This is a genomic window from Nodosilinea sp. FACHB-141 (assembly GCF_014696135.1).
GTDB lineage: Bacteria > Cyanobacteriota > Cyanobacteriia > Phormidesmidales > Phormidesmidaceae > Nodosilinea.
This window is the reverse complement of record NZ_JACJPP010000007.1, coordinates 650852-676805: the sequence shown is the minus strand read 5'-3', so window position 1 is coordinate 676805 and position 25954 is coordinate 650852. Positions and strand designations below refer to the sequence as shown.

General features: G+C 55.3%; 22 protein-coding genes. 9 read left to right on the top strand and 13 right to left on the bottom strand.

The genetic code is table 11. The features are described 5' to 3' along the window. Window positions 1–527: 527 nt before the first annotated feature. The gene (locus tag H6F59_RS06495) at window positions 528–3602 is read left to right on the top strand and encodes a YrzE family protein (RefSeq protein ID WP_190696605.1); all 3075 of its coding nucleotides are present in this window, start codon (window positions 528–530) and stop codon (window positions 3600–3602) included. A gap of 199 nt (window positions 3603–3801) precedes the next feature. Here the strand turns inward: H6F59_RS06495 and H6F59_RS06490 are convergent, their stop codons facing one another. Next, the gene (locus tag H6F59_RS06490; protein ID WP_190696602.1) at window positions 3802–3966 is read right to left on the bottom strand and encodes a hypothetical protein; all 165 of its coding nucleotides are present in this window, start codon (window positions 3964–3966) and stop codon (window positions 3802–3804) included. Between the two features lie 342 nt (window positions 3967–4308). Beyond that, the gene (locus H6F59_RS06485) at window positions 4309–5598 is read right to left on the bottom strand and encodes a glucose-1-phosphate adenylyltransferase (RefSeq protein ID WP_190696599.1); all 1290 of its coding nucleotides are present in this window, start codon (window positions 5596–5598) and stop codon (window positions 4309–4311) included. 389 nt (window positions 5599–5987) lie between these two features. On the opposite strand from H6F59_RS06485, the gene H6F59_RS06480 reads away from it, so the two are divergent. Together H6F59_RS06480 and H6F59_RS06475 are read left to right on the top strand one after the other, a co-directional pair. Then, window positions 5988–6662: a hypothetical protein gene (locus H6F59_RS06480; protein WP_190696596.1), complete on the top strand. Its 675-nt coding sequence runs from the start codon at window positions 5988–5990 to the stop codon at window positions 6660–6662. Window positions 6663–6820: 158 nt separating this feature from the next. Then, on the top strand, window positions 6821–7210 hold the full coding sequence (locus H6F59_RS06475; protein ID WP_190518389.1) for a response regulator: 390 nt from the start codon (window positions 6821–6823) through the stop codon (window positions 7208–7210). A gap of 456 nt (window positions 7211–7666) precedes the next feature. Here the strand turns inward: H6F59_RS06475 and H6F59_RS26275 are convergent, their stop codons facing one another. After that, window positions 7667–11773, bottom strand: a complete 4107-nt coding sequence (locus H6F59_RS26275; RefSeq protein ID WP_190696593.1) for a PAS domain S-box protein — start codon at window positions 11771–11773, stop codon at window positions 7667–7669. A 571-nt stretch (window positions 11774–12344) separates the two neighbouring features. Beyond that, window positions 12345–13121: a phosphoadenylyl-sulfate reductase gene (locus H6F59_RS06465; protein ID WP_190518393.1), complete on the bottom strand. Its 777-nt coding sequence runs from the start codon at window positions 13119–13121 to the stop codon at window positions 12345–12347. A 374-nt stretch (window positions 13122–13495) separates the two neighbouring features. Here H6F59_RS06465 and puuE point away from each other — a divergent pair, with 374 nt between their 5' ends. The 5 genes from puuE (at window position 13496) to H6F59_RS06440 (ending at window position 17238) form a co-directional block, all read left to right on the top strand. After that, window positions 13496–14404, top strand: a complete 909-nt coding sequence (puuE, locus tag H6F59_RS06460) for an allantoinase PuuE (RefSeq protein WP_190697242.1) — start codon at window positions 13496–13498, stop codon at window positions 14402–14404. Between the two features lie 31 nt (window positions 14405–14435). Further along, window positions 14436–14840, top strand: a complete 405-nt coding sequence (locus H6F59_RS06455; RefSeq protein ID WP_190696590.1) for a nucleotidyltransferase substrate binding protein — start codon at window positions 14436–14438, stop codon at window positions 14838–14840. Beyond that, window positions 14833–15165 carry a nucleotidyltransferase domain-containing protein gene (locus H6F59_RS06450; RefSeq protein WP_190696587.1) on the top strand — a complete coding sequence of 111 codons (333 nt, stop codon included), beginning with the start codon at window positions 14833–14835 and terminating at the stop codon, window positions 15163–15165. The genes H6F59_RS06455 and H6F59_RS06450 overlap by 8 nt, the downstream gene beginning before the upstream one ends. A gap of 74 nt (window positions 15166–15239) precedes the next feature. Next, a complete protein-coding gene (locus H6F59_RS06445) occupies window positions 15240–15833 on the top strand; it encodes a TRAP transporter small permease subunit (protein WP_190697238.1) in 594 nt (197 codons plus the stop codon). Window positions 15834–15903: 70 nt separating this feature from the next. Continuing rightward, on the top strand, window positions 15904–17238 hold the full coding sequence (locus H6F59_RS06440) for a TRAP transporter large permease subunit (protein WP_190696584.1): 1335 nt from the start codon (window positions 15904–15906) through the stop codon (window positions 17236–17238). 25 nt (window positions 17239–17263) lie between these two features. On the opposite strand, the gene H6F59_RS06435 is transcribed toward H6F59_RS06440, so the two are convergent. The 3 genes from H6F59_RS06435 to H6F59_RS06425 all read right to left on the bottom strand — a co-directional run bounded on the left by H6F59_RS06435 (window position 17264) and on the right by H6F59_RS06425 (window position 19582). After that, on the bottom strand, window positions 17264–18406 hold the full coding sequence (locus H6F59_RS06435) for a TRAP transporter substrate-binding protein (protein ID WP_190696581.1): 1143 nt from the start codon (window positions 18404–18406) through the stop codon (window positions 17264–17266). 205 nt (window positions 18407–18611) lie between these two features. After that, the gene (gene gatC, locus H6F59_RS06430; protein WP_190696578.1) at window positions 18612–18899 is read right to left on the bottom strand and encodes an Asp-tRNA(Asn)/Glu-tRNA(Gln) amidotransferase subunit GatC; all 288 of its coding nucleotides are present in this window, start codon (window positions 18897–18899) and stop codon (window positions 18612–18614) included. Window positions 18900–19060: 161 nt separating this feature from the next. Further along, window positions 19061–19582 (bottom strand): photosystem I assembly protein Ycf3, encoded by a 522-nt coding sequence (locus tag H6F59_RS06425; protein WP_190696575.1) that lies wholly within the window; start codon window positions 19580–19582, stop codon window positions 19061–19063. A 276-nt stretch (window positions 19583–19858) separates the two neighbouring features. Between H6F59_RS06425 and H6F59_RS06420 the strand changes: the two genes are divergently transcribed. Beyond that, a complete protein-coding gene (locus tag H6F59_RS06420) occupies window positions 19859–20149 on the top strand; it encodes a hypothetical protein (protein ID WP_190696573.1) in 291 nt (96 codons plus the stop codon). Window positions 20150–20164: 15 nt separating this feature from the next. Here H6F59_RS06420 and H6F59_RS06415 read toward each other — a convergent pair whose 3' ends face one another. From H6F59_RS06415 to H6F59_RS06390, 6 genes are all read right to left on the bottom strand, one after another. Further along, the gene (locus H6F59_RS06415; protein WP_190696571.1) at window positions 20165–21085 is read right to left on the bottom strand and encodes an NAD(+) kinase; all 921 of its coding nucleotides are present in this window, start codon (window positions 21083–21085) and stop codon (window positions 20165–20167) included. A gap of 149 nt (window positions 21086–21234) precedes the next feature. Then, a complete protein-coding gene (nuoK, locus tag H6F59_RS06410) occupies window positions 21235–21540 on the bottom strand; it encodes an NADH-quinone oxidoreductase subunit NuoK (protein ID WP_073606437.1) in 306 nt (101 codons plus the stop codon). 88 nt (window positions 21541–21628) lie between these two features. Further along, window positions 21629–22240: an NADH-quinone oxidoreductase subunit J gene (locus H6F59_RS06405; protein WP_190696569.1), complete on the bottom strand. Its 612-nt coding sequence runs from the start codon at window positions 22238–22240 to the stop codon at window positions 21629–21631. 82 nt (window positions 22241–22322) lie between these two features. Continuing rightward, entirely contained in the window at window positions 22323–22958 is a 636-nt protein-coding gene (gene ndhI / locus H6F59_RS06400) for an NAD(P)H-quinone oxidoreductase subunit I (protein ID WP_242021327.1), read from the bottom strand. Between the two features lie 110 nt (window positions 22959–23068). Continuing rightward, window positions 23069–24187, bottom strand: a complete 1119-nt coding sequence (nuoH, locus tag H6F59_RS06395) for an NADH-quinone oxidoreductase subunit NuoH (RefSeq protein ID WP_190696566.1) — start codon at window positions 24185–24187, stop codon at window positions 23069–23071. A gap of 399 nt (window positions 24188–24586) precedes the next feature. Next, complete coding sequence (locus tag H6F59_RS06390; protein WP_190518413.1) at window positions 24587–25768, bottom strand: citrate synthase; 1182 nt, start codon at window positions 25766–25768, stop codon at window positions 24587–24589. Between the last annotated feature and the right edge of the window lie 186 nt (window positions 25769–25954).

Genomic DNA, 25954 nt, shown 5'->3' with positions numbered 1-25954 from the left:
AAAATGCTGCGATCTATTCCGTCAGGGTGAGCTAGCTAGCAGAGGCTAGGGTCTTTGTTGGGCAAAGGTCAGGATTCTAATATTTTTGCGGTGCCAGACTGGGTTGGGGGGCGATCGCTCTTCCCCAGGGATAACCCATCATCAGCCATATCCTAGACCTAGACAGGCTTACGCTCACATATTATCCCCCTAAAGAGTTAGGCAGCGGGATAGATGCTTTATGTCGACTAATAGAGTTTGATGTAAGCCTAGAGGCTGTATCGTTGTCCTGAGATATCTAGAGTTGCGACTCAGACTACTCAGATTTTTTCATTTATAACTCTATTTTTTGTGTGGCTTCAGCCTGGCATTGTTCCATCGGTTTTATATTCCGAAGAACTAGGAGCGATCGCCCAAGCTGATTCTCACACATAGCCTTCTAGTCTTTGGCAGACCAAACTGCATTCTCAGTACCTCCACTAACAGTTACTAGAAACGAGTAGACCAAGCGGCATCGAGACAGTTGCAATTCTCAAAGGAACAGTACCGTGATTGAGCACATTGGATTAAACCTATTAAGTGGCCCTCTGGCCCAGGTAGTGGCTCCAGGAGTTACCACCCCTGAAGAGGCCTCCCTAATTTTTTCTGGCCCCCAGTTTTTTATCGCCCTACTTTCGGGCGTAATTTTGGCCTTTGGCTTCCAGCTTTTGCTAACCAACCTGTCGGTCGCCGCTGGCCTCACCTACATCGGCCAGTCTTCATCGAGTAGCAGCAGTAGCAGCAGCTCTGGTAGCGGTGACAAAAAAATTGCCACCAAATTTGGCCTTTGGACCTTAATCACGGTTAGTTTGGCCCTCTTTTTTGCCTGCTTTTTAGCCGTTAAGCTCAGCCTTTACACCAGCGCGCTGCTAGGCGCCATCACCGGGTTGGTGGTGTGGGGCACCTACTTTTGCCTGCTGTTTTGGTTCAGCTCAACCACCGTTGGGTCGCTAATTGGGTCGGTGGTTAAGACTGCCACCTCTAGTTTTCAGTCGCTGATGGGGGCTGCTACCGGGGCCATGGGTGCCAAGATGGCTAGCAACCAGCTGATCGAGACCGCCGAAGCCACCGCTGCCGCTGTGCGCCGCGAACTCACTGCCGGTTGGTCAGGTAAAGATATCAAAGACACTCTGCAAGAGTACGTTACTTCTCTCGCCTCCCCTTCTTTAGATATTGAAGGGTTAGAAGCTGAGTTTGAGCGCCTGCTTCGCGAGTCTGATCTGACTTCGATCGCCGATCGCGACACCCTATCTCAGCTCAACCGCGACAGCTTCGAGAAGCTCGTCAGCAGCCGCACCGACCTCTCCCGCAAAGAAGCCAGCCGCATTGCCGATCGCCTCTATGGAACCTGGAGCAAGGCTCTGGGCAAAGCTTCCGGCGGCGACAGCTTGGGTGAACTGGTCAACTACCTCAAGTCAGCCCACCCAGAGGAACTGTTGGCCGAATCGCTGGGCAGCCGCCTAGACGAGTTTCTTGGCGAAATGCGCCAGCAGCGTAAGGGCAAGGAGGCTAAGACTAACCCGCTCAACCAGGGGCTAACCACCTTGATGGGTGTTGTGATGGGTCGAGCCGACCTCTCCGACCTAGACGTGCAAAAAATTAGCGATCGCTTCAAGCAGCTCAAGAACGAGGTCACCAGCCAGGTTGACACGGTTACCAGCGAGGTAAGCGGCAGCGATCGCTACAGTGTGGTTAGAGCCGACGTTGAGACCTACCTACTCAACGCCTACCCATGGCAGCTCAACACCCAGCGCATGCAGAAAGAGTTTTGGGATGTCATTTACGATCCCTTTGCCGACCCCGGTCTGATGCGCCAAGAGCTAATGAACTTGGATCAATCATTCTTCGCCGAGCTTTTGGCTTCGCGGGGGCTGCTAACTAAGAGCGAAATTGCCGAGGTCTCGCGCCAGCTTGAAGTCGTGCGGACTCAAGCCCTGGGCGAAGTTTCTGAGCGCTATCGCCTCGAAGCGGCTAAGGATGCACAGACCAAGGTCTATACGTTCCTGCGTCAAACTCCGCGCGAAGAGCTGCTATCTGAAACGGGTGCCAGCGCCTTTAGCAGCCTACTAGACGATCCCTACGCCGATGCTGATGACCTGCAAGAGCGGTTCTCGCCCTTTACTTATGAGGCTCTTACCCAGACCCTGAGCACCCGTGGCGATCTGAGTGAGGCAGAAATTCAGGCTGTTGCTAGCCGTTTAGAAGGGGTGATGAACAACGTGCGGGCTAATGCCGCCGGGCTGCAATCTGCAGCCAAAGCCCGAGTTGAGAACCAGTGGATGGGGTTACAGCACTACCTGCAAAACACCAACAAAGCTGAGCTTAACCCTGAGGGCATCAAGGCCGACATTGCTACCCTGCTGCACGAACCCGATGCTGGGGTCCATCGCCTGCGTCAGCGCCTGGCCCAGTTCGATCGCGACACCCTGGTGCAATTGCTCAACCAGCGTCAAGATCTCTCTGAGGCTGAGATCAACCGCACCCTCGACCAGGTTGAATCGACCTGGTACAAGACGGTTAATGCGCCGGGCGCACTAACGGCCCAGGCCAAGGCTAAGTACGACGAAGCCACCAGTGCCATCGAGCGCTATCTGCTCGAAACTGGCAAGCCCGAGCTTAACCCCGAGGGCATTAAGCGCGACTTAGAGCTACTGGTGAACAATCCTCAGGCGGGGATGGGGGCCATGCGCGATCGCCTGTCGGCCATGGACCGCGACACCCTGGTGCAGTTGCTCAGCCAGCGTGAAGACCTCAGCGAGGCAGAAGCCAATCGCATTATTGACGATGTGCTGGGTACCGTTCGCGATATTCTGCACATGCCTCAGCGGCTGGCTCGTCGGGCCCAGGCCCAGGTTGTCTCTTTCGAGACGGCTTTGGAAGACTACCTGCGCAACACCGATAAAGCAGCGCTGAATCCTGACGACATTAAGCGCGATCTTAAGCTGCTGCTCAACGATCCCCGCCTAGGGGCCGAGCGTTTGCAAGCTCGCCTGTCGAGAATCGACCGCGATACCGTTGTGGCTCTGCTGGCCCAGCGCCCCGATATGACTCAGGCTGAGGCTGAGGCGGCGGTCGATCAGGTGCTGTCGGTGCGGAACCAGGTCGTCTCCCAAATTCGCAATGTGCAGGCGCGGGTTACGTCGGTTGTGAGCGGCATTATGTCCCGAATTCGCAACTATCTTGACTCCCTAGGTCGCCCCGAACTCAACTACTACGGCATCCGCCGCGATTTGCAGCAACTTTTGGATGACCCTCAAGCAGGTTTTGAGTCTCTCAAGGTACGTCTCGGTCAAGTCGATCGCGGCACGTTGGTAGCACTTATGAGTTCCCACGATGCGATCTCAGAGACCGATGCCAACCGCATCATCGACCAGATCGAAGATGTCCGTAACAGCGCTTTAAGCAAAGCCGAACAGCTCGAACATGCGGTTGAGAGCCGCTTGAGCGAGATCAAGCACCAGGCCTACCAGCAGGTGGAAGACACCCGTAAAACCGCCGCCGCGGCCTCCTGGTGGATCTTTGCTACCGCTACGATTTCAGCCATCTTTGCTGCTATCGGCGGCGGTTGGGCAGCCGGGACCTAGATACAGCTAGATACAGAACACCGACAGATAGGGGCGATCGCGTTAGTAGCGCGATCGCCCTTTTTATTGCTCGCGTCAATGCAAACTACCCAACAATGAATTGCAAAGGTCTAATTGGTGTCTGAAAAGTTCTGTTTCTTACAACAGAAAAAGTGAGGATCCCCCTTAAAAAGCAAGACTTTTACCCCCTTTTCAAAAGCTAGTGAGTTACAGAGATCGTCCTAAAACGCGTGACATTCAGCATTAGGCTCACTTCACGCAGCAAGGGAATGCCGCAGGCAAACTTGAGACGGCCTAGTATTCCATCCTGGAGAGCGATCGCAGCGGCAGTATTGCCAAGGCAACCCAGAACGTCAGACTTCACTCCCAGAGCCATCCTCGGTCATACCAGTTAGGACACTCTGGGTAACCTCTCGGAGCAATGGCTATACACCAGTGCACAGGCCCAAATTTTGCCAGTGGTGATAACTATGGTCTTAAGTATAGTTATCAACGCCCTATTGCAGCAGTTGATTTAGTTAGGACACCTTGATAGGCAAACTTCTCTGGTAAGGGCATTGCAGTGCAATGCCCCTACGCCGAACCTGCCCTAATCCAATGAACATTCTCAGTATGTTCGATTCAGCCATAACAACGTGCCAAAAAAGAGGCTCTGGTCGCGACCAGAGCCTCTTTTTTGTGGTTTACACTACTTAGCTAGCTCAGCCTAAATAATCGTGTCGTCAGGGATAACGGCCCCCCTCAGAACAACAACAATACCGCTGCGAATGTAAAATCCTTCATCTTCGCGTTCGGCCTCTTCAACACGGTCTTTATTGAGAATTTGCACATTGCAACCAATGCGGGCATTCTTATCGACAATGGCATGCTGAATGGTGGTGTTGGCACCAATACCAAGGGGAACTCTAGCCGTGTCACAACTACCACGGCGCTCAAAGTTGTCTTGGTAATAGTCAGCTCCCATAATCAGGCTGTCTTGAATGGTGCAGCCCGACTCAATGCGAGAGCGAATGCCAATAATTGAGTTGGTAATGCGGCACTCCTTAAGAATGCAGCCCTCGCTAATCATCGACTCGGTGATATCACACTTAAGGTGTTTGGTAGGTGGCAGGTAGCGAGCGCGAGTATAGATAGGGGCCGACTCATCGTAAAAGCTAAACAGCGGGTTAGGCTGCTTAACTAGAGCCAAATTGGCGTTAAAGAACGACTCGATCGTACCAATGTCTTCCCAATAATCGTTAAAGAGATAGGCCTGCACATTGTGATCTTTTGCAGAATTTGGAATAATCTCTTTACCAAAATCAGGTGATTCAGGCTTCTGTTTAAGCAGATCGATTAACACGTCTCGCTTAAACAAATAGATGCCCATAGAGGCAATGTATGGCTTTTCTTTGGCCCCTTCTGGGGAAAGGCCTAGGGTGGTCGTATCGACCTGCATCTCCTTGAGGGCATCACCCTTGGGCTTTTCGCTAAAGTTAATGATGCGACCCGAATCGTCAATTTTCATCAACCCAAAACTGGAGGCGTGAGCCTCATCAACCGGCAGCACCGACAGGGTAATGTCAGCGTTGGTGCGTCGATGATGCTCCACAAAATCGCTGTAGTCCATGCGATATAGGTGGTCGCCCGACAAGATTAAATACTCGTCTACATCCATGTCTTCAAAGCGCGGCAGATACTGTCGCACGGCATCGGCAGTACCCTGAAACCAGTCTAAATTTTCTGGGGTTTGCTGGGCTGCCAATACTTCTACAAAACCTTGCTGAAAGCCTGAAAAACTGTAGGCCCGAGAAATATGTGCATTCAGTGAAGCCGAGTTAAACTGAGTGAGAACGTAAATTTTTGAGATACCTGAGTTGATGCAGTTGCTAATGGGAATATCGATTAGCCTATGTTTGCCACCTAGGGGCACCGCCGGCTTGGCCCGGGTCTTGGTCAGGGGATAGAGACGGGTTCCAGCACCGCCGCCCAGCACAATACCTAATACTTTATTCACAGCATCTCCTTAAATCACGCTCGATCGCCACGACAACTAACCGCCCAACTCACCCACCAAAGGGCGATCGCCGCTTGGCAGCTTTTCCTAGGGTGGAGTATTACCCCATTTGAGGCATACACCTAAGGGCAGAATTGCTAAGGTGAGCTGCTTGCTTTTTGTAAATAAAAAATCTAACAATGTTCTTATTGCCTCTTTTACGCTTTTTGCTCCTACCAGTAGGGTAGTTTAAGTCTCTTTTAGACATCTCAATACGTTGCACCGCATCTACCTCTTTAGGTGTTTTAGTTTGTGTCTCTGTGTAGATGGCCACATCCAAACAACGTCATAAATTGGGGACAAGATTTATCAACCCCTAGCGTTGTCCTACAGAGAGGTAAAGAGTTTCCATGTCCTACACCAATGAACCCGGTGCTTCCGGTGCTTACAGAGAAGAGCCTGCTTACGGTACCGTTCCAGGCCAGCGCATAGCAGACGCAGCGCCCGTTGCCGTTACCGGCTACCATGACCTGGTACGCTGGGGTCCAATTATTGCCGGTCTAGTTGTGGCGATCGCCACTCAGCTCGTGCTTACTGCCTTAGGTGCGGCCGTGGGCCTCACCAATATAGCTGGCTCAGATGCTGCCCAAAGTAACGCCGGCGACGTTGGTACTGCCGTAGGCATCTGGTCGATTATCAGCCTGCTGATTGCCTTGTTCTTAGGCGGCTACGTTACCTCTCGCGCCTGCGGCCCCATGAACCGCAAAACCGCTTTGCTCAACGGTGCTATTTTATGGGCAACTACCCTGGCCGTTAGCGCCTGGCTGCTTTCGAGTGGCGTAGCTGGTGCTTTTGGTCTAGTAGCCCAAGGAGCCGACGCCGTCGTTAATCAGGTGCCCACCGATGCTCTGCCCAATGCCGCTGACCCCAACGTGAGTCAAGAGCAAGCCCAAAACATTGCTGGCAATGCTGCCAAGGTTGGTTGGTCATTTGCTCTAGGGTCTCTGCTGGGCCTAGTGGCTTCCCTTGCTGGTGCCGCTACCGGTGCTCGTAGCCCCCGCACCTACGGCGCTGCTCCTCGCTAACAACGCCCGCGGTTAATTGTCAACACAGCAGACAGTAAAAAGGTAGGCTTATGCCTACCTTTTTTATGACTTTGATCTGTGCCTCAAGTTCGAGGTAAGTAGAATGGCTTATCCATTAAACTAGCTGTAATCATATAATCCTGTTTAAAACCTTTGCTGTGTGTACCCCCTCTGATTTTCGTATTCTTGTCGTCGATGACATAGAAGATAATTTGTTTTTGTTGAGAACTGTTTTAGAAACAGAAGGCTATGAAGTTGAGACCGCCGGCAATGGTGGATCGGCTCTAGCCAAGGTTGAGAATGCTCCTCCCGACCTAATTTTGATGGATGTGATGATGCCAGATATGAATGGCTATGAAGTCACTAAAAAGATCCGGCAAAATCCCGCCCTCCCTCAAATGCCAATTTTGATTGTTACAGCCTATGACACTCTCCAAACCAGTCAAGGGCTGGCGTTGGAGCCCAACAATTTTATTCGCAAGCCGATCGAGTTTGACCAGTTGCTCACCAAGGTTGCAGCCCTGCTTGAAGCCAACCATCACCACTAATACCCAAACCCGAATAAATACCCCTGATTCGTAGGGGCGTAGCATGCTACGCCCCTACAGGGTTCCTGATTGTGAATCGGGGTTTGCCAAATCGGATTTCGTATAAAAGGCTATCCATGAAATAGCTGGCTGTACTGCGTTTCTAGACTCAGCATAGTGACGAAGCGTTTAGCTAAAACGTGAAGGGGTGTTTGACATTGGCTCAAGCCTATTAGTAAGCCACCGCCTCCGTTGTTATGAACTGGAAAGGCTCAAAGCGTAAGTTTTAAAGTCTTAGAAACACACCACACTTTGAACTTTTCAACCTTTCACTTTTGTCTTTTTGTTAATAGAAACTGGATGCTAACGTTTCGAATTAATCTACAGTTCTGGCGACAAGTACAAGGCTGAACTGCAACACAGAAGTCTGTTTGGTGACTATGAATCAGCTTTACCTTCAAAGAGGGTTAGCTATATCTATTCAGCAGCTAGAGTAGCGATCGCCTCAATCAGTTCTGCAGACTCAAAGGGTTTGCTGATATGGCGTTGGAACCCCGCTGCGAGAGCCTGCCGCTGGTCTAGATCGCTGGCATAGGCGGTTAGCGCTATAGCTTTGCAGCGCTGGCCTTGACGGTTTAGCTCAGCCTGAATCTGTTGCATCAGCATATAGCCATCCATTTGGGGCATGGCAATGTCGCTGACTAAGATGTCTACGTCCAAACTAGGCAACCGTTTCAGCACCTCTTCAGCAGAGGCCACAGCGGTGACGGTAGCCCCGGCCTGCTTTAGTACAAACTCCAGCAGCTCTCGGGCATCGGCTTCGTCTTCAACTACCAAAATGCGGATCCCGGCCAGTGTATTTGCCTGACCCAAACTTAGTGGGTGGGATGCAAGATCTGTACCATTCAACCCATTGCTTAGGCGGCGCTGAAGGGGCAAACGTACAGTAAACGTAGCACCCTGGTTATCGCCAGAGCTAGCCACGGTGATTGTGCCCCCGTGCAGCTCAACCAGCTGCCGGGCGATCGCCAACCCCAGCCCCAGCCCACCAAACTGGCGCGTAGTCTTGCCGTCGGCCTGGCGAAAGCGCTCAAAAATGTAGGGCAACACTTCTGGGGCAATGCCCTTGCCGGTATCAGTCACCGTCAGCTCAGCCTGAGCCAGGGAACTGGCAGTGGGTAACCCAGCCTGATGGTTAGTTGGAATAATGGCCCGCAGCTGAATCTCAATGCGGCCGCCCTCAGGGGTAAACTTCACCGCATTGGCTAGCAGGTTCCAAACCACCTGCTGTAGCCGCCCGGCATCGCCCATCACAGGGGCAACCGCAGGGTCAAACTGAGTGCGCATGTCGATGGCCTTGACCTCCGCCGCCAGCCGCACGGTTTCCATCGCCGCTTCAACGACGGTCTGAAGCTGTACCGGCGCAACCTCCAAGCTGAGCTTGCCCTGCAAAATGCGAGACATATCGAGCAGATCGGCAATCAGCTGAGTTTGCAGCTTGGCGTTGCGCTCAATGGTCTGTAGCCCTCGCGTCAGCGTGGTGGCATCGGGCGATCGCTTTTGCAGCAGCTGCGACCAGCCCAAAATAGGGTTAAGGGGCGACCTCAGCTCGTGGGAGAGCACCGCCAAAAACTCGTCTTTGATGCGATTAGCCGCCTCAGCCTCGTTGCGAGCGGTTTGCTCTGCCTGGTAGAGACGGGCGTTATCCACCGCGATCGCCACTTGATGGGCAATGTTTTCGGCCAGGGCTAAGTCATTGGCGGTGTAACGGCGGCCAGTTTCAGCCATCACAAAGGAAATTGCTCCCAGGGTTTGGCCCCGAGCAATCAGCGGGGCAATGATACAAGACTTCAGACCTAGCTCTTGCAGCAAACGCAGGTGCTTAGCATCGTGGGCGGCCGCCTCTAGCATCGCTGGCGGAATCTCAACCACCAGTTGGGTTTGGCCCGTGCACAAAATTTTGGGCACTCCTTCTGGAGCATCCAGCGACGGTGGGTATTGTCGATGCAGCTGCCAGCCCAGCTCGACCTTAGTTTGATCGCAGTGCGCCATCGCCACCCGCTCAAGGCTCTGACCTGGGCCTTGGGTCAGGTGCAGCAGATCAATTGCACACCAGTCGGCAAAAAACGGCACCACCCGATCGGCAACCCGTTCTAGGGTGTCTGTATGGTTGAGCAGCGAGGCCAGCGTAGTACTAATATCCACCAGGAGCGCTGAGCGAAACTGACCCACTTCGGCATCGAGACGAGCTGCCTGCTCTCGAATCAGCTGGGCCCGCTCAGCCTCGGCCAATTTGCGGGCAGTAATGTTCGAAAATGAGGCCACTACGGCAAGGGGCGTCGGGTCATTGGGATGAAACAGCGGCCGGGTGTTAATCGAAATCCAGGTAAGGGTGCCATCGGGTCTGTGTACCCCCATAACCACGTTAGACTGCGGTTCACCGGTGCGCAGCGTGACCATCGCCGGGTGCTGATCGCCAGCAAAGGGAGAGCCATCCTCGTAGGTACATGACCAGCGGGAATCGAGGGAGCTGCGCCCCATCATTTGCTCAGCCGTCAGCCCCAAGATCTCTTCGGCGCTAGCGTTGCAGGTAAAAATGCTGCCATCGGCATGCTGTAGCACAATGCCCTCGGCCACCGTTTCAATCACCGAGCGATAGCGTTCTTCAGAGGCCTGAAGGGTAGCCTCCGCCTGCTTCTGGGCAGTAATATCGCTAATTGAAGCAACGACATTGGCAATGTGTCCCTCGGTATCAAAGAGCGGCGATGCATTGATGCACAGAATGCTCTGCGTGCCATCGTCGTGGGTGATGGCATGTTCCACACCATGTACCGCCGCTCCGGTGCGCATCACTTGGGCAAAGGGTAGGTCTTCTTCCTTAAAGGGTTGCCCGTCGATCGCAGTAATGACCCAGGCCGGGTCGTTGTAGGCTCGACTGGCCAGATTGCTGCGAGTCAGTCTCAAAATTTTCTCAGCGGCTGAGTTGGCGCTGACCAACTGCCCCTGGGCATCAAGAATAACCACGCCATTGGGAATGGTCTCAAAAATGCTAAACAGCCGGGCCTCGCTGTCGCGCAGCGCATTTTCCATTTGTTTGCGTTCGGTGATGTCGTGCATCACTACCACGGCCCCCTTGCTGCTGCTGTCTGGGGAGGCGATCGCCTGTCCGCTTGCTAACACCGTGCGCGCCTTATCTCCCTTGGGAGCAATGACCATCTCAGCATCGACTACGCGTTCGCCCTGCAGCGCACGAAACAGCGGAATCGCCTCCTTGCCCAAGGGGGTTTTGCCATCGGGATGGTAGAGGTCATAGTAGTCTGCCCACTGGTCGGGGGGCAGGGGGGATTCTGGCAGGCCGTGAAAGTCTCTCGCCGCCTGGTTAAACAGGCTTAAAATGCCCACTTCATCGCAGGCTACAATGCCCGCCTGCACGTTTTCGAGCAGCACCCGCAGCAGCTCCTGCTCTTTTGCGAGGGCGGTTTCAGCTTGCCTGCGTTCTTCAATCTCTAGCTGTAGTTGGTGATTGGTTTGGGAGAGTTCAGCGGTGCGTTGAACCACCAAGTGCTCCAGGTCTTGCTGCACCTGGAGACGAGCGGCATCGGTGCGCTGGCGATCGAGTTCGGTGGCAATGCGCAGGGCAAAAATGGGCAGCAGCGCCTTGATCAGCTGCACGTTGCTCCAGGGTTTGCTATCCATCACCCCCAGCAGACCCAGCGGAATGCCCTCGGGGTCAAAAAAGGGAATCGCCGCGTAGCTGTCAATGCCCAGGGGGTGCAGCAGCGTCGCCTCGGGAAACTGAACCCTGACGCCGCTGGAGTAACAGCACAGTTCGCGCTTAAGCAGCACCTGATGACAGGGAGTGTGGTGCAGTAGATACTCAAAGTTTTCGACAAGTTGCCCCTGGGCACAGGCGGCAAGGGTCTGAATGGCCTCTTGCCCGTCGCCTTCGACCAGTCCGATGTAGGCATAGTCAACCCCCAGGGTCTGGGTGAGATGCAGCACCAGAGCCGCGAAAAAGGCATCCCCCGTTTGGGTGGCTACCCCCTGAGTGATCGTCAGCAGGGCTTGGTCGATCGCATCGACCCGGTGGGCCGCCAAACGCAGGTCGAGTTCGTCGACCACCATGGCGGCTAGATCTGCCAACATCGCCCTCTGGTTGGGGCCAAAATCGTCTCGCGGCTGAGTATCAAGCACGCAAAGCGTGCCCAAAATAAAACCGTCTTGGTTGCACAGGGGTGCCCCAGCGTAAAAGCGCAGCCCTGGCTCATCCTGCACTAGGGGGTTATTGGCGAAGCGGCTGTCGTGGCGCGCCTCAGGCACGACCAACACCTCTTCAGACAGCAGCGCATGGCTACAAAACGTACTGTGCCGCTGAATTTCTTGCCCCTCAAACCCATAACAAGACTTAAACCAAGCCCGAGATTCATCCACCAAGGAAACCAGGGCCATGGGCACATTAAACAATCGTGCTGCCAAAGCGGTGATGCGATCGAATCCAGCTTCGGGAGGAGTATCTAAAATCTCGTAGCGCCGCAGGGCTTCTAACCGTCCCGCTTCGTCGTTAGGTAGGGGAGCTGAGGACATTAGGGATTCAGGGCATGTACCAAAAAGGATGAGCTATGCCGTTGATGGGCGTCTTTGCGTGGTTAGAAGTATGCCTCTGGTCTAACCTCCAAAGTGTAGGAGAATTCAGACACGAAGACCTCCCCCCTGGGGCAGACGTTGATCCCGGCATAATACACGTTCGACAAACTCCACTTTTGCCCACAAACAGACTAGCTATTAGTATGCCCGTCCTCGATATTTTCGATAGCTGCTCTCAAACTTGAAACCAGCTTAAGTTCAGGCCTTTAAACTGCGCTCTGCCTGCACCATCTTTGTTTGGCAAACTCAAGCGGCAGGCCAAAAATTGGTCCTTCACTTCTCTAACAAAAGCTGGTTGATTTGAGCGATCGCTTCAACTTTTCGAAGCTGACTCTACTAGCACAATGCTCAAATCAGCAGCAGGCAGCGCCGCAGAATTTGGTGTGATCCAGCCTTTAGAACATCCCAAAAGAAGCAGTTTTTTGTTTCAGCCACTATTGCTAAATCGTAAGCAAAAAGGCGGCACTACCAGGATGTCGGCTCAAGCGGAGGGGCGATCGCGCCAGCCTGCCTACAGCGAACTAGAGTCTAAGCTGGCCGCCTCCTCAGGCGACTGAGGCAGGTGCAGACCACATTCTTGCTTGAGCCCCTTAAAACGGGTGTCGCGTTCGTTGTCGTCAGCCGCCGTGATCGGGCGGCTAGAGTGCCAATCGCCCACGGTCACATAGCCCTGATCAAACAGCGGGTGGTAGGGCAAGTCATGGGCCACCAAGTAGTCGTACACATCCTTAGAGGTCCACTTGAGAATGGGCAGCAGCTTGTAACGCCCCCCTTGCTGGCCCACCCGCCCCAGCGACTTGCGGTGGTCGGTCTGGTTCGATCGCAGCCCAGTAAGCCAAGCCGTGGCATTGAGATCGCCCAAGGCTCGCTGCATGGGCTCTACCTTACGAATTTTGTCGTAGCGGTTTAGCGCCTCTACGTCATGCTGCTCCCAAAGGCGGCCGTGCAGTGCTTCCATGCGGGCCGGACTGAGGGGTGACTGGTAGACCTTAAGATTGAGGTTGAGGCGGGTCGTGAGGTCTTCAGCAAAACGGTACGTTTCAACCGGTAGATAGCCAGTATCAACCCAAATAATTGGAATCTGAGGCACCACCTGTGTCACCAGATGCAGCATCACCGCCGACTGAATGCCAAAGCTAGTGCTGAGAACCAGACCGTCACCAAAGGTACTGTGGCCCCACTGCACCAAACTGGTGGCGTCAGCCTCTCCCCACTCTCGATTGATAGCATCGAGGTCAAGAACGGGGGCAGCCTGCCTCTTGCTAGGCAAGAGTGCGACATCTGACATGGGTTTACTCCTTCCGTTCAACAAAGTCGTAGCTCCAGTGCCACAATTCTGTGGTGGTTGTGCTGTCAGCCAGGCCGCCAGCAGAGTCAATTGATGTTTAAGAACACAAAGTTCATGCTACACCGTAGCTCAGCCCCCTGTATTCTTATCCGCCTTTAGCCGTATTTCGACATTAGCCGATCTGTAGATCATAAACGAGCGTAGCAGGGACAATTCGTGACCTGAAAGCGTTTTCTTTCGGAAACCCGAATTTGAGGGATCCGATTTGTGATGAAAAATTGGCAATTTGCGCAGTGATTTAGCTAGACCAAAGCATGATTTAACCCCTAAAATCCTGCCTAAATCTTGCCGCAAAACTCACCCTCCCTATGGCCATTACTCCCTCCTACCCCCGCGACTTGGTTGGCTACGGCCGCACCCCGCCCCACGCCCAGTGGCCCGGCAACGCCAAAATTGCGGTGCAGTTTGTGATCAATTACGAAGAAGGAGGCGAAAACTGCATTCTCCACGGCGATGCGGCTTCGGAGGCGTTTTTGTCGGAAAGCGTGGGGGCCGCACCACTAACCGGGGTGCGCAACATGAATATGGAGTCGATGTATGAGTACGGCAGCCGGGCCGGGTTCTGGCGGCTGCATCGACTATTCACGGGTCGCGGCTTGCCGCTGACGGTTTATGCCGTAGCCATGGCGATGGCCCGGAACCCCGAAGCTGTGGCGGCCATGGTCGAGGCCGACTGGGAGATCGCCAGCCACGGCTACCGCTGGATTGACTACCAGTACTTCGGTATTGAGGCCGAGCGCGAGCACATTCGCCGGGCAGTGGAGCTTCACACCCAGGTAGCGGGCAGTCGCCCCCTAGGCTTTTACCAGGGTCGCAACAGCCCCAACACCCGTGCTCTGGTGGTCGAAGAAGGCGGCTTTCTCTACGATGCCGATAGCTACGCTGACGACCTGCCCTACTGGAACACTGAGTACGGTAGACCGCACCTGGTAATCCCCTATACCCTCGACAATAACGACATGCGCTTTGCCACCTACGCCGGGTTTAACTCGGGGGATCAGTTTTTTGCTTACCTGCGCGACTCTTTTGATACCCTCTACGCCGAGGGCGAGGAGTGCCCCAAAATGATGAGCATTGGCCTGCATTGTCGCCTGGCAGGCAAGCCGGGGCGCACGGCGGCGTTAGCGAGGTTTTTAGACTATGTGCAGGGGCGCGATCGCGTCTGGATCTGCCGCCGCATCGACATCGCTCGCCACTGGCACGAGCACCACAGACCCGCCTAACCTAGAAGAGTTCACCTTGCCTAGCGCTCCCATGCATCCCCCCGATACCCGCTGGGTTCAGCGATTCGCTAACTTCGAGCGCACGTTTTTGCTGCTGCGCGATGCCCTCGATATTGAGTCACCCTCGCTGGTGGAGCGCGCGGGAATCATTCAGTTCTTTGAATTGGCCTTTGAGCTGGCGTGGAAGGTGATGAAAGACTACGAGGAGGCTGAGGGGATTGTGGTTAAAACCCCTAGAGAAGCCATTAAGCAGGGGTTTCAGATCGGTCTGATTGCCCAAGGTCACGGCTGGATGAACGCTCTGCAAGACCGCAACCTGACCACGCATACCTACAATGAAGCCACGGCGATCGCAGTCGAAACCAGCATTCGCAACGACTACTTTCCCCTGCTGGCCGAACTTTACCAAGTTCTCAAGGTGAAGACTGATGGCTAACGCCTACGGTCTTACAGAGAGCGACAGGGCTCAGATCGTTGGCGCCTTTCGCCAGTTCGAGGAGATCACAACGGTGGTGCTGTTTGGCTCGCGGGCCAAGGGCAACTATAAGCCAGGGTCAGACGTGGATCTAGCGGTGAAGGGCGATCGCATAACCCAGCGCACCATCGCCCAGCTCGCCGACGTGCTCAATGAGGATCTGCCGCTGCCCTATTATTTTGATGTTGTGCACTACAACACCTTGGAGAGCCAACCGTTGGCTGACCACATCGATCGCGTTGGCGTAATCATTTACGACCGGGCTAGCGAGTTGACTCCCATCTAGCCCATTCCATTAGGCGGTATTATCAACTCCAACGCGAGTCGGCGGGGGAGCTAAGAGTGCTAAGTCCTGGACTGATTGGACGGCTGTTGCGGGTGGCTGAAGCCATCGATAACTTGAGCGAGTGGATTGGCAAGAGCCTGAGCTGGCTGGTGCTGCTCACCGTTGTTGTCGGATTTTACAACGTTATGGCCCGCTACATTGGCCGTTTTGTGGGCTTGCAGCTGGCCTCGAACGGACTGCTTGAATGGCAGTGGTACCTATTTTCGATCACGTTCTTGCTCAGCTTTCCCTACATCCTCCAGCAGGGGGCAAATGTGCGGGTCGATTTTTTGGAGTCGGGCTGGAGCGATCGCCGCAAGGCCATGATTAGCTTCTGGGGCACGGTGCTGTTTCTGATTCCCTTTTGCGTGCTGGGGCTGTGGGTGACGGTGAACCCGGTGATGCAGTCGTGGGGGCTGCTGCCCGACGGCACCTGGGGCCGCTGGGAGGTTTCCTCCGACGCCAGTGGGCTGCCCAGGGCACCGATCAAATCGATGGTGCTGGTGGGTTTTGGGCTGCTGCTGCTCCAAGCCGTAGCCCAGGCGATTAAGTACTGGGCAGTGTGGTGCGGCTATATCGAGGGCAGGCTGCTGCCGGAGGCCGAGGCTGACCTGCCGCCCCTGGAGTGAGCGGTGACGGGCGGTTGATAGTTTTCAGGATTTAGATTCAGTTTCTTTAGTCCCCCTTGTAAGGAGCGCCATGGGCTACGAGTGGTTAGCGATCGCGATGTTCGTTGGCTTCTTTTTGATTTTGATGAGCGGCTACCCCGTGGCGTTTTCTTTTGCGGGTACGGGGCTGGTGTTTGGCCTGGTGGGCTGGCTGCTGGGGGCCTTTGAGCCCGCCCGCCTCTTGCTGCTGCCCAACATCTGGTTTGGCACCATGGCCAACTTCACCTTGCTAGCGATTCCGTTTTTTGTGTTTTTGGGCGCGGTGCTCGAAAAGTCGGGCCTGGCGGAGGAACTGCTAGAGACCATCGGCCTGGTGCTTGGCCCCCTGCGCGGCGGCATGGCCCTGGCGGTGGTGCTGGTCGGCACCCTGCTGGCGGCAACGACTGGGGTGGTGGCCGCCACGGTCATTCTCATGGGCATGATTTCGCTACCGATTATGCTGCGCCACGGCTACGACAAAGAGCTGGCCGCTGGCACCATCATTGCCTCAGGCACCCTGGCACAGCTGATTCCGCCTAGCTTGGTGCTAGTGGTGCTGAGCGACCAGCTGGGGGTGTCGGTGGGCGATCTGTTCCTAGGGGCGCTGATTCCAGGGCTGATGCTGGCTGGAGCTTACGCGGTCTATGTGCTGATGGTGGCTTACTTTAAGCCTGGCACCGCGCCGCCGCTGCCCCTAGCCATGCGCCAGATCAGCCCCTGGAATCTGCTAAAGCGAGTGATGAAGGCGATCGTGCCGCCAATAGTGCTGATTTTTGTGGTGCTGGGCAGCATTTTCTTTGGCATTGCCACCCCTACCGAAGCGGGGGCAGTGGGGGCGGTGGGGGCCTGCGGGCTGGCCGCCCTCAACGGACGACTGACGCTCAAGCTGCTGCAAGAGGCCGCCCACGCCACAGCGATCGTGACGGGGGTAGTGCTGATTATTCTGTTTTGCTCGTCGTTTTTTGGCCTGGTGTTTGATGCCCTAGGAGGCAAAACCCTGATCACCAATCTGTTGGTGAACATGCCGGGGGGCTACGTGACCTTTTTGCTAGTGGCCAACCTAGTGATTTTCGCCATGGGAGTGTTTTTAGAATTCATTGAAATTTGCTTCATAGCCATGCCGCTGCTGGTGCCCGCCGCCCAAGCTCTAGGCATTGACATGGTGTGGTTTGGGGTGGTGATGGCGCTGAATTTGCAGACGGCGTTTATTTCGCCGCCGGTAGGGTTCTCGCTGTTTTATTTGCAGAGCGTGGCACCAAAGACCATCAGCACCCGCGAAATTCACCGCAGCGCGCTGCCGTTTATGGCCATTCAGCTAGTAGTGCTGGTGGTAGTGATGGTGTTTCCCCAGACAGTGAGCTGGCTGGTGGAGCGATCGCTCCAATAGCTCCACCGTAGCGTCAGCCCTTGTGCTAGGCGGGCGGCTCGCCCCCAGCCTTCAAATTGCTGTAGACAAAGCGCTCAAAGGCCCCCTGATTGAGCTGGCTCCAGGCATAAATGCGATCGCGAAACCCGCGCCAGTCGTCATAGATGGCCTTAAAGTCGGCGTCGTTAGCGGCAAACTCGTCATAGAGGTCAAAGGTGGCCTCTTGAGCGGCGGTCATAATCTCGGCGCTATATTCACGCAGCTGCACACCGTCGTCAACTAGGCGCTGGAGAGCTTCATTGTTGCGGGTTTCGTAGCGCGACAACATTTCCATGTTGGCCTCAAAGGCCGCCGCACGCACGATCTGCTGATAGACCTCGGGCAGTTGATTCCACTGGTCGAGGTTGATCTGCACTTCGAGAGTGCTGCCCGGCTCCCACCAGCCAGGGTAGTAGTAGTACTGAGCCACCTTGTTCAGCCCCAGCTTTTCGTCGTCGTAGGGGCCAACCCACTCGGCGGCGTCGATCGCCCCGGTTTGCAGCGCCTGAAAGATCTCTCCCCCCGGCAGCGTCTGCACCGTCACCCCCAGCCTGCTCATCACCTGGCCCCCCAGACCGGGTATGCGCATCTTGAGCCCAGCCAAGTCGCTGACGCTGGCGATCTCGCGGCGAAACCACCCCCCCATCTGCGCCCCGGTATTCCCAGCTGGAAACTGGATCACATTGAACTGGCGGGCGTAAAACTCCTGGAGCTTGTCTAGCCCGCCCCCCTCATAAAGCCAGGCGTTTTGCTGTTGGGGGGTGAGGCCAAAGGGCAGACTGGCCCCAAAGCCCATCACCGGGCTGCGCCCCACGTAGTAATACGACGCCGTGTGGCCACAGGGCACCGCTCCCTGAGAGACCACATTGAGCACTTCTAGCGGGGGAGCAATTTCGCCAGCGGAGCGGGGTGAAATGGTAAACCGTCCGCCGCTCATGGTGCTGACGCGATCGGCAAAGGTCTGAGCCCCGCCCAAAATCGTGTCAAGGGCGGCAGGCCAGCTAGTAGCCATTTGCCAATCGATCTGGGGCAAATCCTCAGCGGTGCCCTCTGCCACTGGGGAAGAAGCCCCGGTGCAGGCGGCCATACTCGCGGTCGTAGCCGCTGCTACGCCCCAGGTTGTCGTTTTAACCAACTGCCGACGCTTCATGGCACCTCAACGTAGGGAAACCCCAGGACAAAACAAAGCAGCAGCCATCATCGGCGACTGCCGCATATTCAAACTGAGGTCGATTGTCCTATAGGTTGAGATTTGCTAGCGCTATCAGTAGGAAATCGTAAGAAAACGGACCCTAGTCCACTGTTCGTGGACTAGGTGGCCATTAATGCTGAATTAGTTAGGTTTGAACTCTCTACTACTCGCTTAAGATCTTGGGCACCTTGAAGAAGCCATCTTCGCAATCGGGAGCGCAGTCGAGAATAGCATCTCGTTCGGCAAAGGTCTGAAGACTGTCAGTGCGGGTGATGTTGCTGAGCTCAATAGCACGGGTGGTAGGCTCTACGTCGTCGGTGTTGAGCTCCTTGAGCTGCTCCACATAGTCGAGAATGCCGCTGAGCTGCCCGGTGAACTGGTCTTCTTCTTCGGCAGTGAGTTCTAGGCGGGCCAGCAGAGCAACTTTGCGAACTTGTTCAAGATCGATCATGGAAACGTCATCCAGAAAAGGGAATTGAATCTCGTCAGCTATAGGTTAGGAGAAATGCGTGGAACCCAACGCCCGAACTGGGGAACACCAAGGCAAAATCCAATTGATACAGTGACAAGCGGTGGTGGGCAGTGCCCACCCTACGGGCTACAGAGCTTGCCTTAGAAGAAAATGTCATTCTTCATGCGGCCGGTGTTCTTCATCCAGTTTTGAGCTTCGATGTAGTTGTTGGGGGCAATGGTGATCGCCTCTAGCCAGTAGCGAGCCGCTTCGTCAAAGAGGTTTTCGGCAGTGTCGGTGTCACCGCTGGCCTCAGCCTGCTCGCCCTTGTAGTGATAAATCACCGCAATGTTGTTGAGGGCCTGACAGAGGCGAGGGTTCAGATCGAGCGCCTCCTTATACTTCTCTAGGGCTATTTCATGCTCGCCGTTGCTGGCGTGAATCAGACCCATGTTGTAAAGGATGAAGCTCTTATCGTAGGGTTCTTCCTCTAAAATCAGGGCTTCGCGGTAGTTTTCCATGGCCTCAGCGTATTCCCCATCGGCTTGGGCAGACATACCGTCACGGTAGTAGGCAAAAGCCTCTTTCTGGCTCTTTTTAGTGGGCATCATCTTCAAAATCATGTCGGCCATGACGGTGAAGGATTTATCAATGAAGTTGTCGTTGCGTTGGGTTCTTGGCATGGGTAGCGACGCGCAAATGAGGGACTTAACGCTTACCTAAGCCCAGCGGCGGTGGTGTTGCCGCAGCAGCAGCTCGGGGGCTAGGCTAGACAAATATATAAATTACACTAGCAAACCCTGGCGGTTTAATGGCAGCGGCCTTGAGACCACCTGCCGGTAGACGGCATTTTTGTGTAGAACTAGAGTTAGCTCAATTCGGCCCTGAGCATGAGGCCATTGGCCGCAGCCAATTCTAGCTGAGGGGTTCAAGGGTTATAGCCACGTTATGCCGCTGGAATGGATTTATCTTTTTTGTTGGCGATCGCACTGATCATTGCGCTCATCTTCTGGCTTAATCGTCGCCAGAGCCGACGGCGACCTGCCACCTATCGCTCGCCAGCCACCACCGTCCCGAGTCGGTCGGTGCGGGGCCACACCCAGCGACAGCTCCTGCGCTTAGTAGGGGGCAACCAAGCTGTAGCCGAGCGCTTGGTCGAGCAAGTGCAGCTGCGCAATCCCAGCCAGAGTGAGCAGTGGTGTTGGGAAAAAGCGATCTATGACATCCACCGCGATCGCCACATTTCTTGAGCAGCAGATTTCACCCTAGTTTCTATGGTTGTTCACATAGTTGACGCGGGTGCCGGCCCAGTTGAGCTTGTTGCGCAGAGTACCGTAGTAGGAGTGGTCCTGGCGCAGAATGATGAACTGGGCCATGGCCTCAGCGCTGCGCACATCCACCCGCTGCCCTGGCCAGATGGCGGTGCCCAATATCCCATCGGTCCACAGCTTGGTAGTGAGGTCGGGGTCAGCCAAGGGCCACACGCTGACCACTGAGCCCGGCGGCAGCACAATCGGGCGGCTCGACAAGCTCAGGGGGCAAATCGGCGTCACCACGATCGCATCCATACCGGGGTGAATAATCGGGCCGCCCGCCGCCACGGTGTAGCCGGTCGAGCCAGTGGGGGTGCTAATCAGCAGACCATCCCCCTGGTATTGGTCCACCACTTCGCCGTCGATTTCCATTTCGAGCATGGAGGTGATCATGCGATCGGGGGAGGCGGGCTTGATGGCCATTTCGTTGAGGGCCAGGTAGACCTCGCTCACCGGGTCGAGGTTGGTGCGATGGCCTTCGTAGATGCGGGCTTGCAGCATCATACGGCGCTGAACGGCAAAGCGATCGCTCATCAGCCGCTCCCACACCGTCTCGGTGTCGTCCATCTCTTCAGAGCTTTCGGTCAAAAACCCCAAATGACCGCCAATGTTGACCGCCAGAATAGGAATATTCTCGGCGGCCAGATTGCGAGCTGCCGTCAGTGCCGTGCCGTCGCCGCCAAACACAATGGCCAGGTCAATGGGCTGACTCACCGAGGCCAAAAACACCGGGTAGGGATTGTCCTTAGGCCCACTGGGACCGCGCAAGACCTTGCTGCCCAGAGCCTCTAGCTGGTGGGCGCACTTCTCGGCCCACTTTTGGCTCAGCCGATTACCAGCCTTATGGACAATGATGACTTGCTCAAGTTGCACAACAAAATGCCGTGGGTTGACAGTACAGAGCGAGAGAGCACACCGTCTCCAGCGTCCCTAGACAGCGACACCTCAGTGCTTTTAAAACAATTGTAGAGAGAGCAATGCCACCCCCTCTACAATTCAGATATTCTTACGCTTCGGCAGGCCTACCACTTGAGCAGGTTGAACTGCTCCATATCCACTGTGTCACGGTTGCGGTAGATCGACAGCACAATAGCCAGGCCTACCGCCGCCTCTGCGGCCGCAATGCTAATGACAAATACCGCAAACACCTGACCGTTGATGCCCACTGGGTCGAGGTAGTTCGAAAATGCCAGCAGGTTTAGGTTGACCGCATTTAGCATCAGTTCAATAGACATCAGCACACGAATCACGTTGCGGCTGTTGACCAAGCCATAGATGCCAATACAGAATAGGGCAGCGGCAGTAAGCAGAAAATACTCTAGTTGCATGGCTGAGAAGAATCCGTTCCAATCCCTAACAACAGTTTTGAGCTTTGGTCAGGGGTTTCTCAGCCCGCCAAAGCAGCCTAATAGAGGTTTAGCTCTCTGACTCTGGACCTGCCGACGACGACACCAATTCGCGCGGCCGCTCCGGTAGCTGCAATGCTTCAGAAGCATCCCCAGGAGCCATGTCAGGAATCAACTCGCGGCGGGCCAGCACGATCGCCCCAATCAGCGCAATCAGCAGCAGCACCGAGGCCAGCTCAAAGGGCAGCAGGTAGTCGGTAAAAAAGTGAATGCCAATGGCGACAGTGGCCATCTCACCCTTGGGCACCTCGGTAGAAATAGCCCAGGGCGTGTTTAGGGTTGAGGTAGTCAGCAGGGCAAATAGACCGACGCAAACTCCGGCTGTGGCAACCTTGCCCACCCAGGCTTGCTTCATGGGGGTGAACTGCTGTTCCTTATTTACCAGCATGATCCCAAACAGAATAAGCACGCTGACGGCACCCACGTACACCAGCACCTGAGCGGCGGCCACAAACCCTGCATTGAGCAAGATGTAAAGGCCCGACATGCTGGTAAATACGCCCCCCAGCAAAAACGCCGAATAGACAATGTTGTCTAACAGCACGACCCCCAGGGCACCCCCCAGCGTCATTGCAACTAGGATGCCAAAGGCAACGAGTTGTACCCCTTCCGCTAGCGTCACAGTTTTGACTCCTGTAAAAATTGAGCGATCGCAGCCGTGGTCTTAGCTTAGGCGAATGTACCACGTAACCCTAACGGGTGCATTACTCCTTAGGCTTGGCTTCGCTAGCCTGAGCTTCGCCTTCAGCCGCTTTAGCCTCTTTCTGAGCCGCCTCCAAAATTTCTTGGGGCATCTGGCCCGCCCGTCGAGCGTTGACCGGCAGATCATGAGGACCCATGACGCCCTTGGGCAAGTAGGCCAGCTCCCGCAGGGGAGTGACCATCGGGTCTTGGGTGACCTTGTAGGGCAAACGACCCAGGGCTACGTTGTCGTAGTTCAGTTCGTGGCGCTCATAGACAGCCAGCTCATACTCTTCAGTCATCGACAGACAGTTGGTGGGGCAATACTCCACGCAGTTGCCGCAGAAAATGCAGACCCCAAAGTCAATACTGTAGTGCTTCAGGTCTTTTTTCTTAGTCGCCTTATCAAACTCCCAATCAACTACAGGCAGGTTGATGGGGCACACCCGCACACACACCTCACAGGCAATGCACTTGTCAAACTCAAAGTGAATGCGTCCCCGAAACCGCTCTGAGGGGATCAGTTTCTCATAGGGGTACTGCACCGTCACCGGTCGGCGACTCATGTGGTCAAAGGTTACAGAAAGCCCCTGACCGATATATTTGGCCGCCTGTAAGCTCTCTTTGGCATAATCGCCGACTTGTTTAAGAAAACCCAGCATGGGGAAAATCTCCGCAGTGGTACAGGTTGTCAGTGGGGTAGTTGAGCTTTCAGCAGAGGCTAGCTACCAGAAGCCACCTATTTACAGGGTAGGGCAAGCGCTTTGAGCTAGCCACCAAAGGCAACCGGAAACGCCAGCTTGAGGGCGGCAGTCAGCAACAGGTTGACCAACGCTACCGGCAGCAGAAACTTCCAGCCAAAGTCAAGCAGTTGGTCAATGCGAACGCGGGGCACGGTCCACCGCAGCAGCACCGCAATGAAGACCAGGGCGTAGGCCTTGAACAGGGTCATCACAATGCCGAGGGAAGCGGTGATGACCTGGAGCCAGGGGGTAGTTTCGCTGACCCCAATCAAACTGGCTAACCAGCTCACCGAGATGGGAGATTCCCAGCCGCCCAGATACAAAATCGAGACGATCAGCGCCGACAGCACCAGGTTGACGTAGGAGCCTACGTAGAACAGGCCAAACTTCATGCCGGTGTATTCAGTCTGGTAGCCGGCCACCAGCTCTTCCTCCGCCTCTGGTAGGTCAAAGGGCAGACGCTCGCACTCCGCCAGGGCCGCAATCCAAAAAATCAGGAACCCGGCGGGCTGTCGCCAGATATTCCAACCCAAAATGCCATAGCCCGACTGCTGATTGACAATGTCGATAGTGCTCAGGCTGTTTGACATCAGCACCACGGCCAGCACCGCCAGCGCCATGGGAATTTCGTAGCTGATGGACTGTGCCGCTGCCCGCAAGCCCCCCAGCAGGGAGTACTTGTTGTTAGAGGAATAGCCCGACATCAGCAGGCCAATGGGGGCAATGCTGGAGAGGGCAATCCATAGAAAGATGCCAACGCCGATGTCGGTAATCACCAGATTTTGGCCGAAGGGCACAATCAGGTACGACAAAAACACCGGGATCACAACGATCGCAGGCCCCAGCGTAAACAGAATCGGGTCAGCCTTGGCGGGGGTGATGTCCTCTTTGAAGATCAGCTTGATGCCATCGGCAGCGGCCTGAAGAGTACCGAGGGGTCCAGCAAACTCAGGCCCAATCCGCTGCTGAGCGGCGGCAGAAATCTTACGCTCTAGCCATACCGTCACAAAAATGCTGACCGTGGCTCCAATCAGAATCACCACCATGGGCAAGGGCAACCACAGAGCCTTTGCCGCTCCAGCTGGCAGTCCCAGGTCGACGAGGGCGGTGACAAAACTACCCTGTAGGTCAATTCCTTGATTCATGGGCCAGTCCTTAGCAACGGTACAGTTAACTCTGGCAGAGAGAAAACACTTTAGATTCTACCGTTATCTTCCCCCATCCACCGAGCCAGACGGGTGGGATTCATAGGAAGTTTTGGCGGGAGGGTATTGAAGGAATGGTGTAAGCAGTGGGGGCTGGGGTGGAGGGTTCAAGGTTTACGGTATAAAGCTCCGGGGATGTCCTAAATAGTTCCGCACTCAAAATCCCGCTTCCCAATCCCCTGAAACCCTATACCCTGCACCTTAAACCTCTCACACACCCAAACAAAAGCCCCCCAGCGCAAGCGCCAGAGGGGCAGGAGTTCCTGAAAATCGTCACTAGATCAATAATCTGCGCAGGGGAGAAGAGTGCCCAGGGGGGTCTGACCCATCAGTGGCCTATCAGGAGGGTAGAGACACCGAAAAACCCTGCTTATCCCAGATGTGGGGACGGTCGGCCAGATCAACATAGGGCTGGTCGTGGGGGCCAGTGTAGATCTGGGTAGGGCGAAAGATGCGGTTTTCGCCCAGCTGCTCTTTCCAGTGGGCCAGCCAGCCAGCCACCCGAGCGATCGCAAAGATCGGCGTAAACAGATCGGTCGGAATGCCCAGCTTGCGGTAGACCAGCCCCGAGTAAAAGTCAACGTTGGGGTAAATACCTTTGGCGCCGAGCTTTTCAGAAACGACCTGCTCCATCTCTAGAGCGATCGCGTAGTACTCGTCTTGACCAAACTTGGCAAACAGCTGCTCAGCCAGCCCCTGCAAGATGGTGGCACGGGGGTCTTTGACCTTGTAGACCCGGTGGCCAAAGCCCATAATTTTAGCCTTTTCGGCAATACAGCGCTCCACGTAGGGGCGCACGTTTTCGACCGAACCGATCTCCTCCAACATGTCGATTACCTCCTCGTTGGCGCCGCCGTGGAGCGGCCCTGCCAGGGTGCCCACCGCCGAGGCCACCACTGCGTAGGGGTCGGTTAACGTCGAGGCCGTCACCATTGCCGAAAAGGTCGAGGCGTTGATGGTGTGCTCGGCGTGGAGAGTAAGGCAAACATCAAAGATATGCGCCGCCAGAGGGTCGGGCTCGCGCTCGTTGAGCATGTAGAGAAAGTTAGCGGAGTAGTTGAGGTCATCCCTAGGCTGCACCGGGTCATTGCCCTTGCGCATCAGCTGAAACGCCGCCACCATGGTGGGAATTTTGGCCAGCAGCCGCACCACCGCCTGTTGAATGTAGACAGGGTTATCCAGCGCTCGGCGAGAGTAGAACAAGCCCAAAGCGGCCGCACAGGCTTGCAGGGCATCCATCGGGTGGCCGCTCTCGGGGAAGCACTTCATCATGTCGCGGACGCGGTACTTGAGGCGGCGGTGGTAGCAAATTTCGTGTTCAAAAGCCTCCAGCTCCTGCTTGGAGGGCAGCCCGCCCCAGATCAACAGGTAGGCCGTTTCGAGAAAGGTGCCCCGCTGGGCTAACTCTTCAATGGGAATGCCGCGATACTCCAGAATTCCCGCCTGGCCATCCACATAGCTAATGCTCGACTGGGTGGCCGGTACACCCTCTAAACCGGGCCTGTACTCACATACGGTCATAATAGTTGTCGCTCCCATTTGCTGACCTGTGATTCCAAGGGCGTTAGCCCCTTAGAATCAACGCTACCAAATCATTTGATCAACCTTAGCGCTGCTGTCAACCGAGTGGGGAGAATGGCAGTGTAACAGCCCTTCCTGTTAGACCCAATTCAGTTGAGGCCGAAGGTCAGCAGAGACTTTCACATG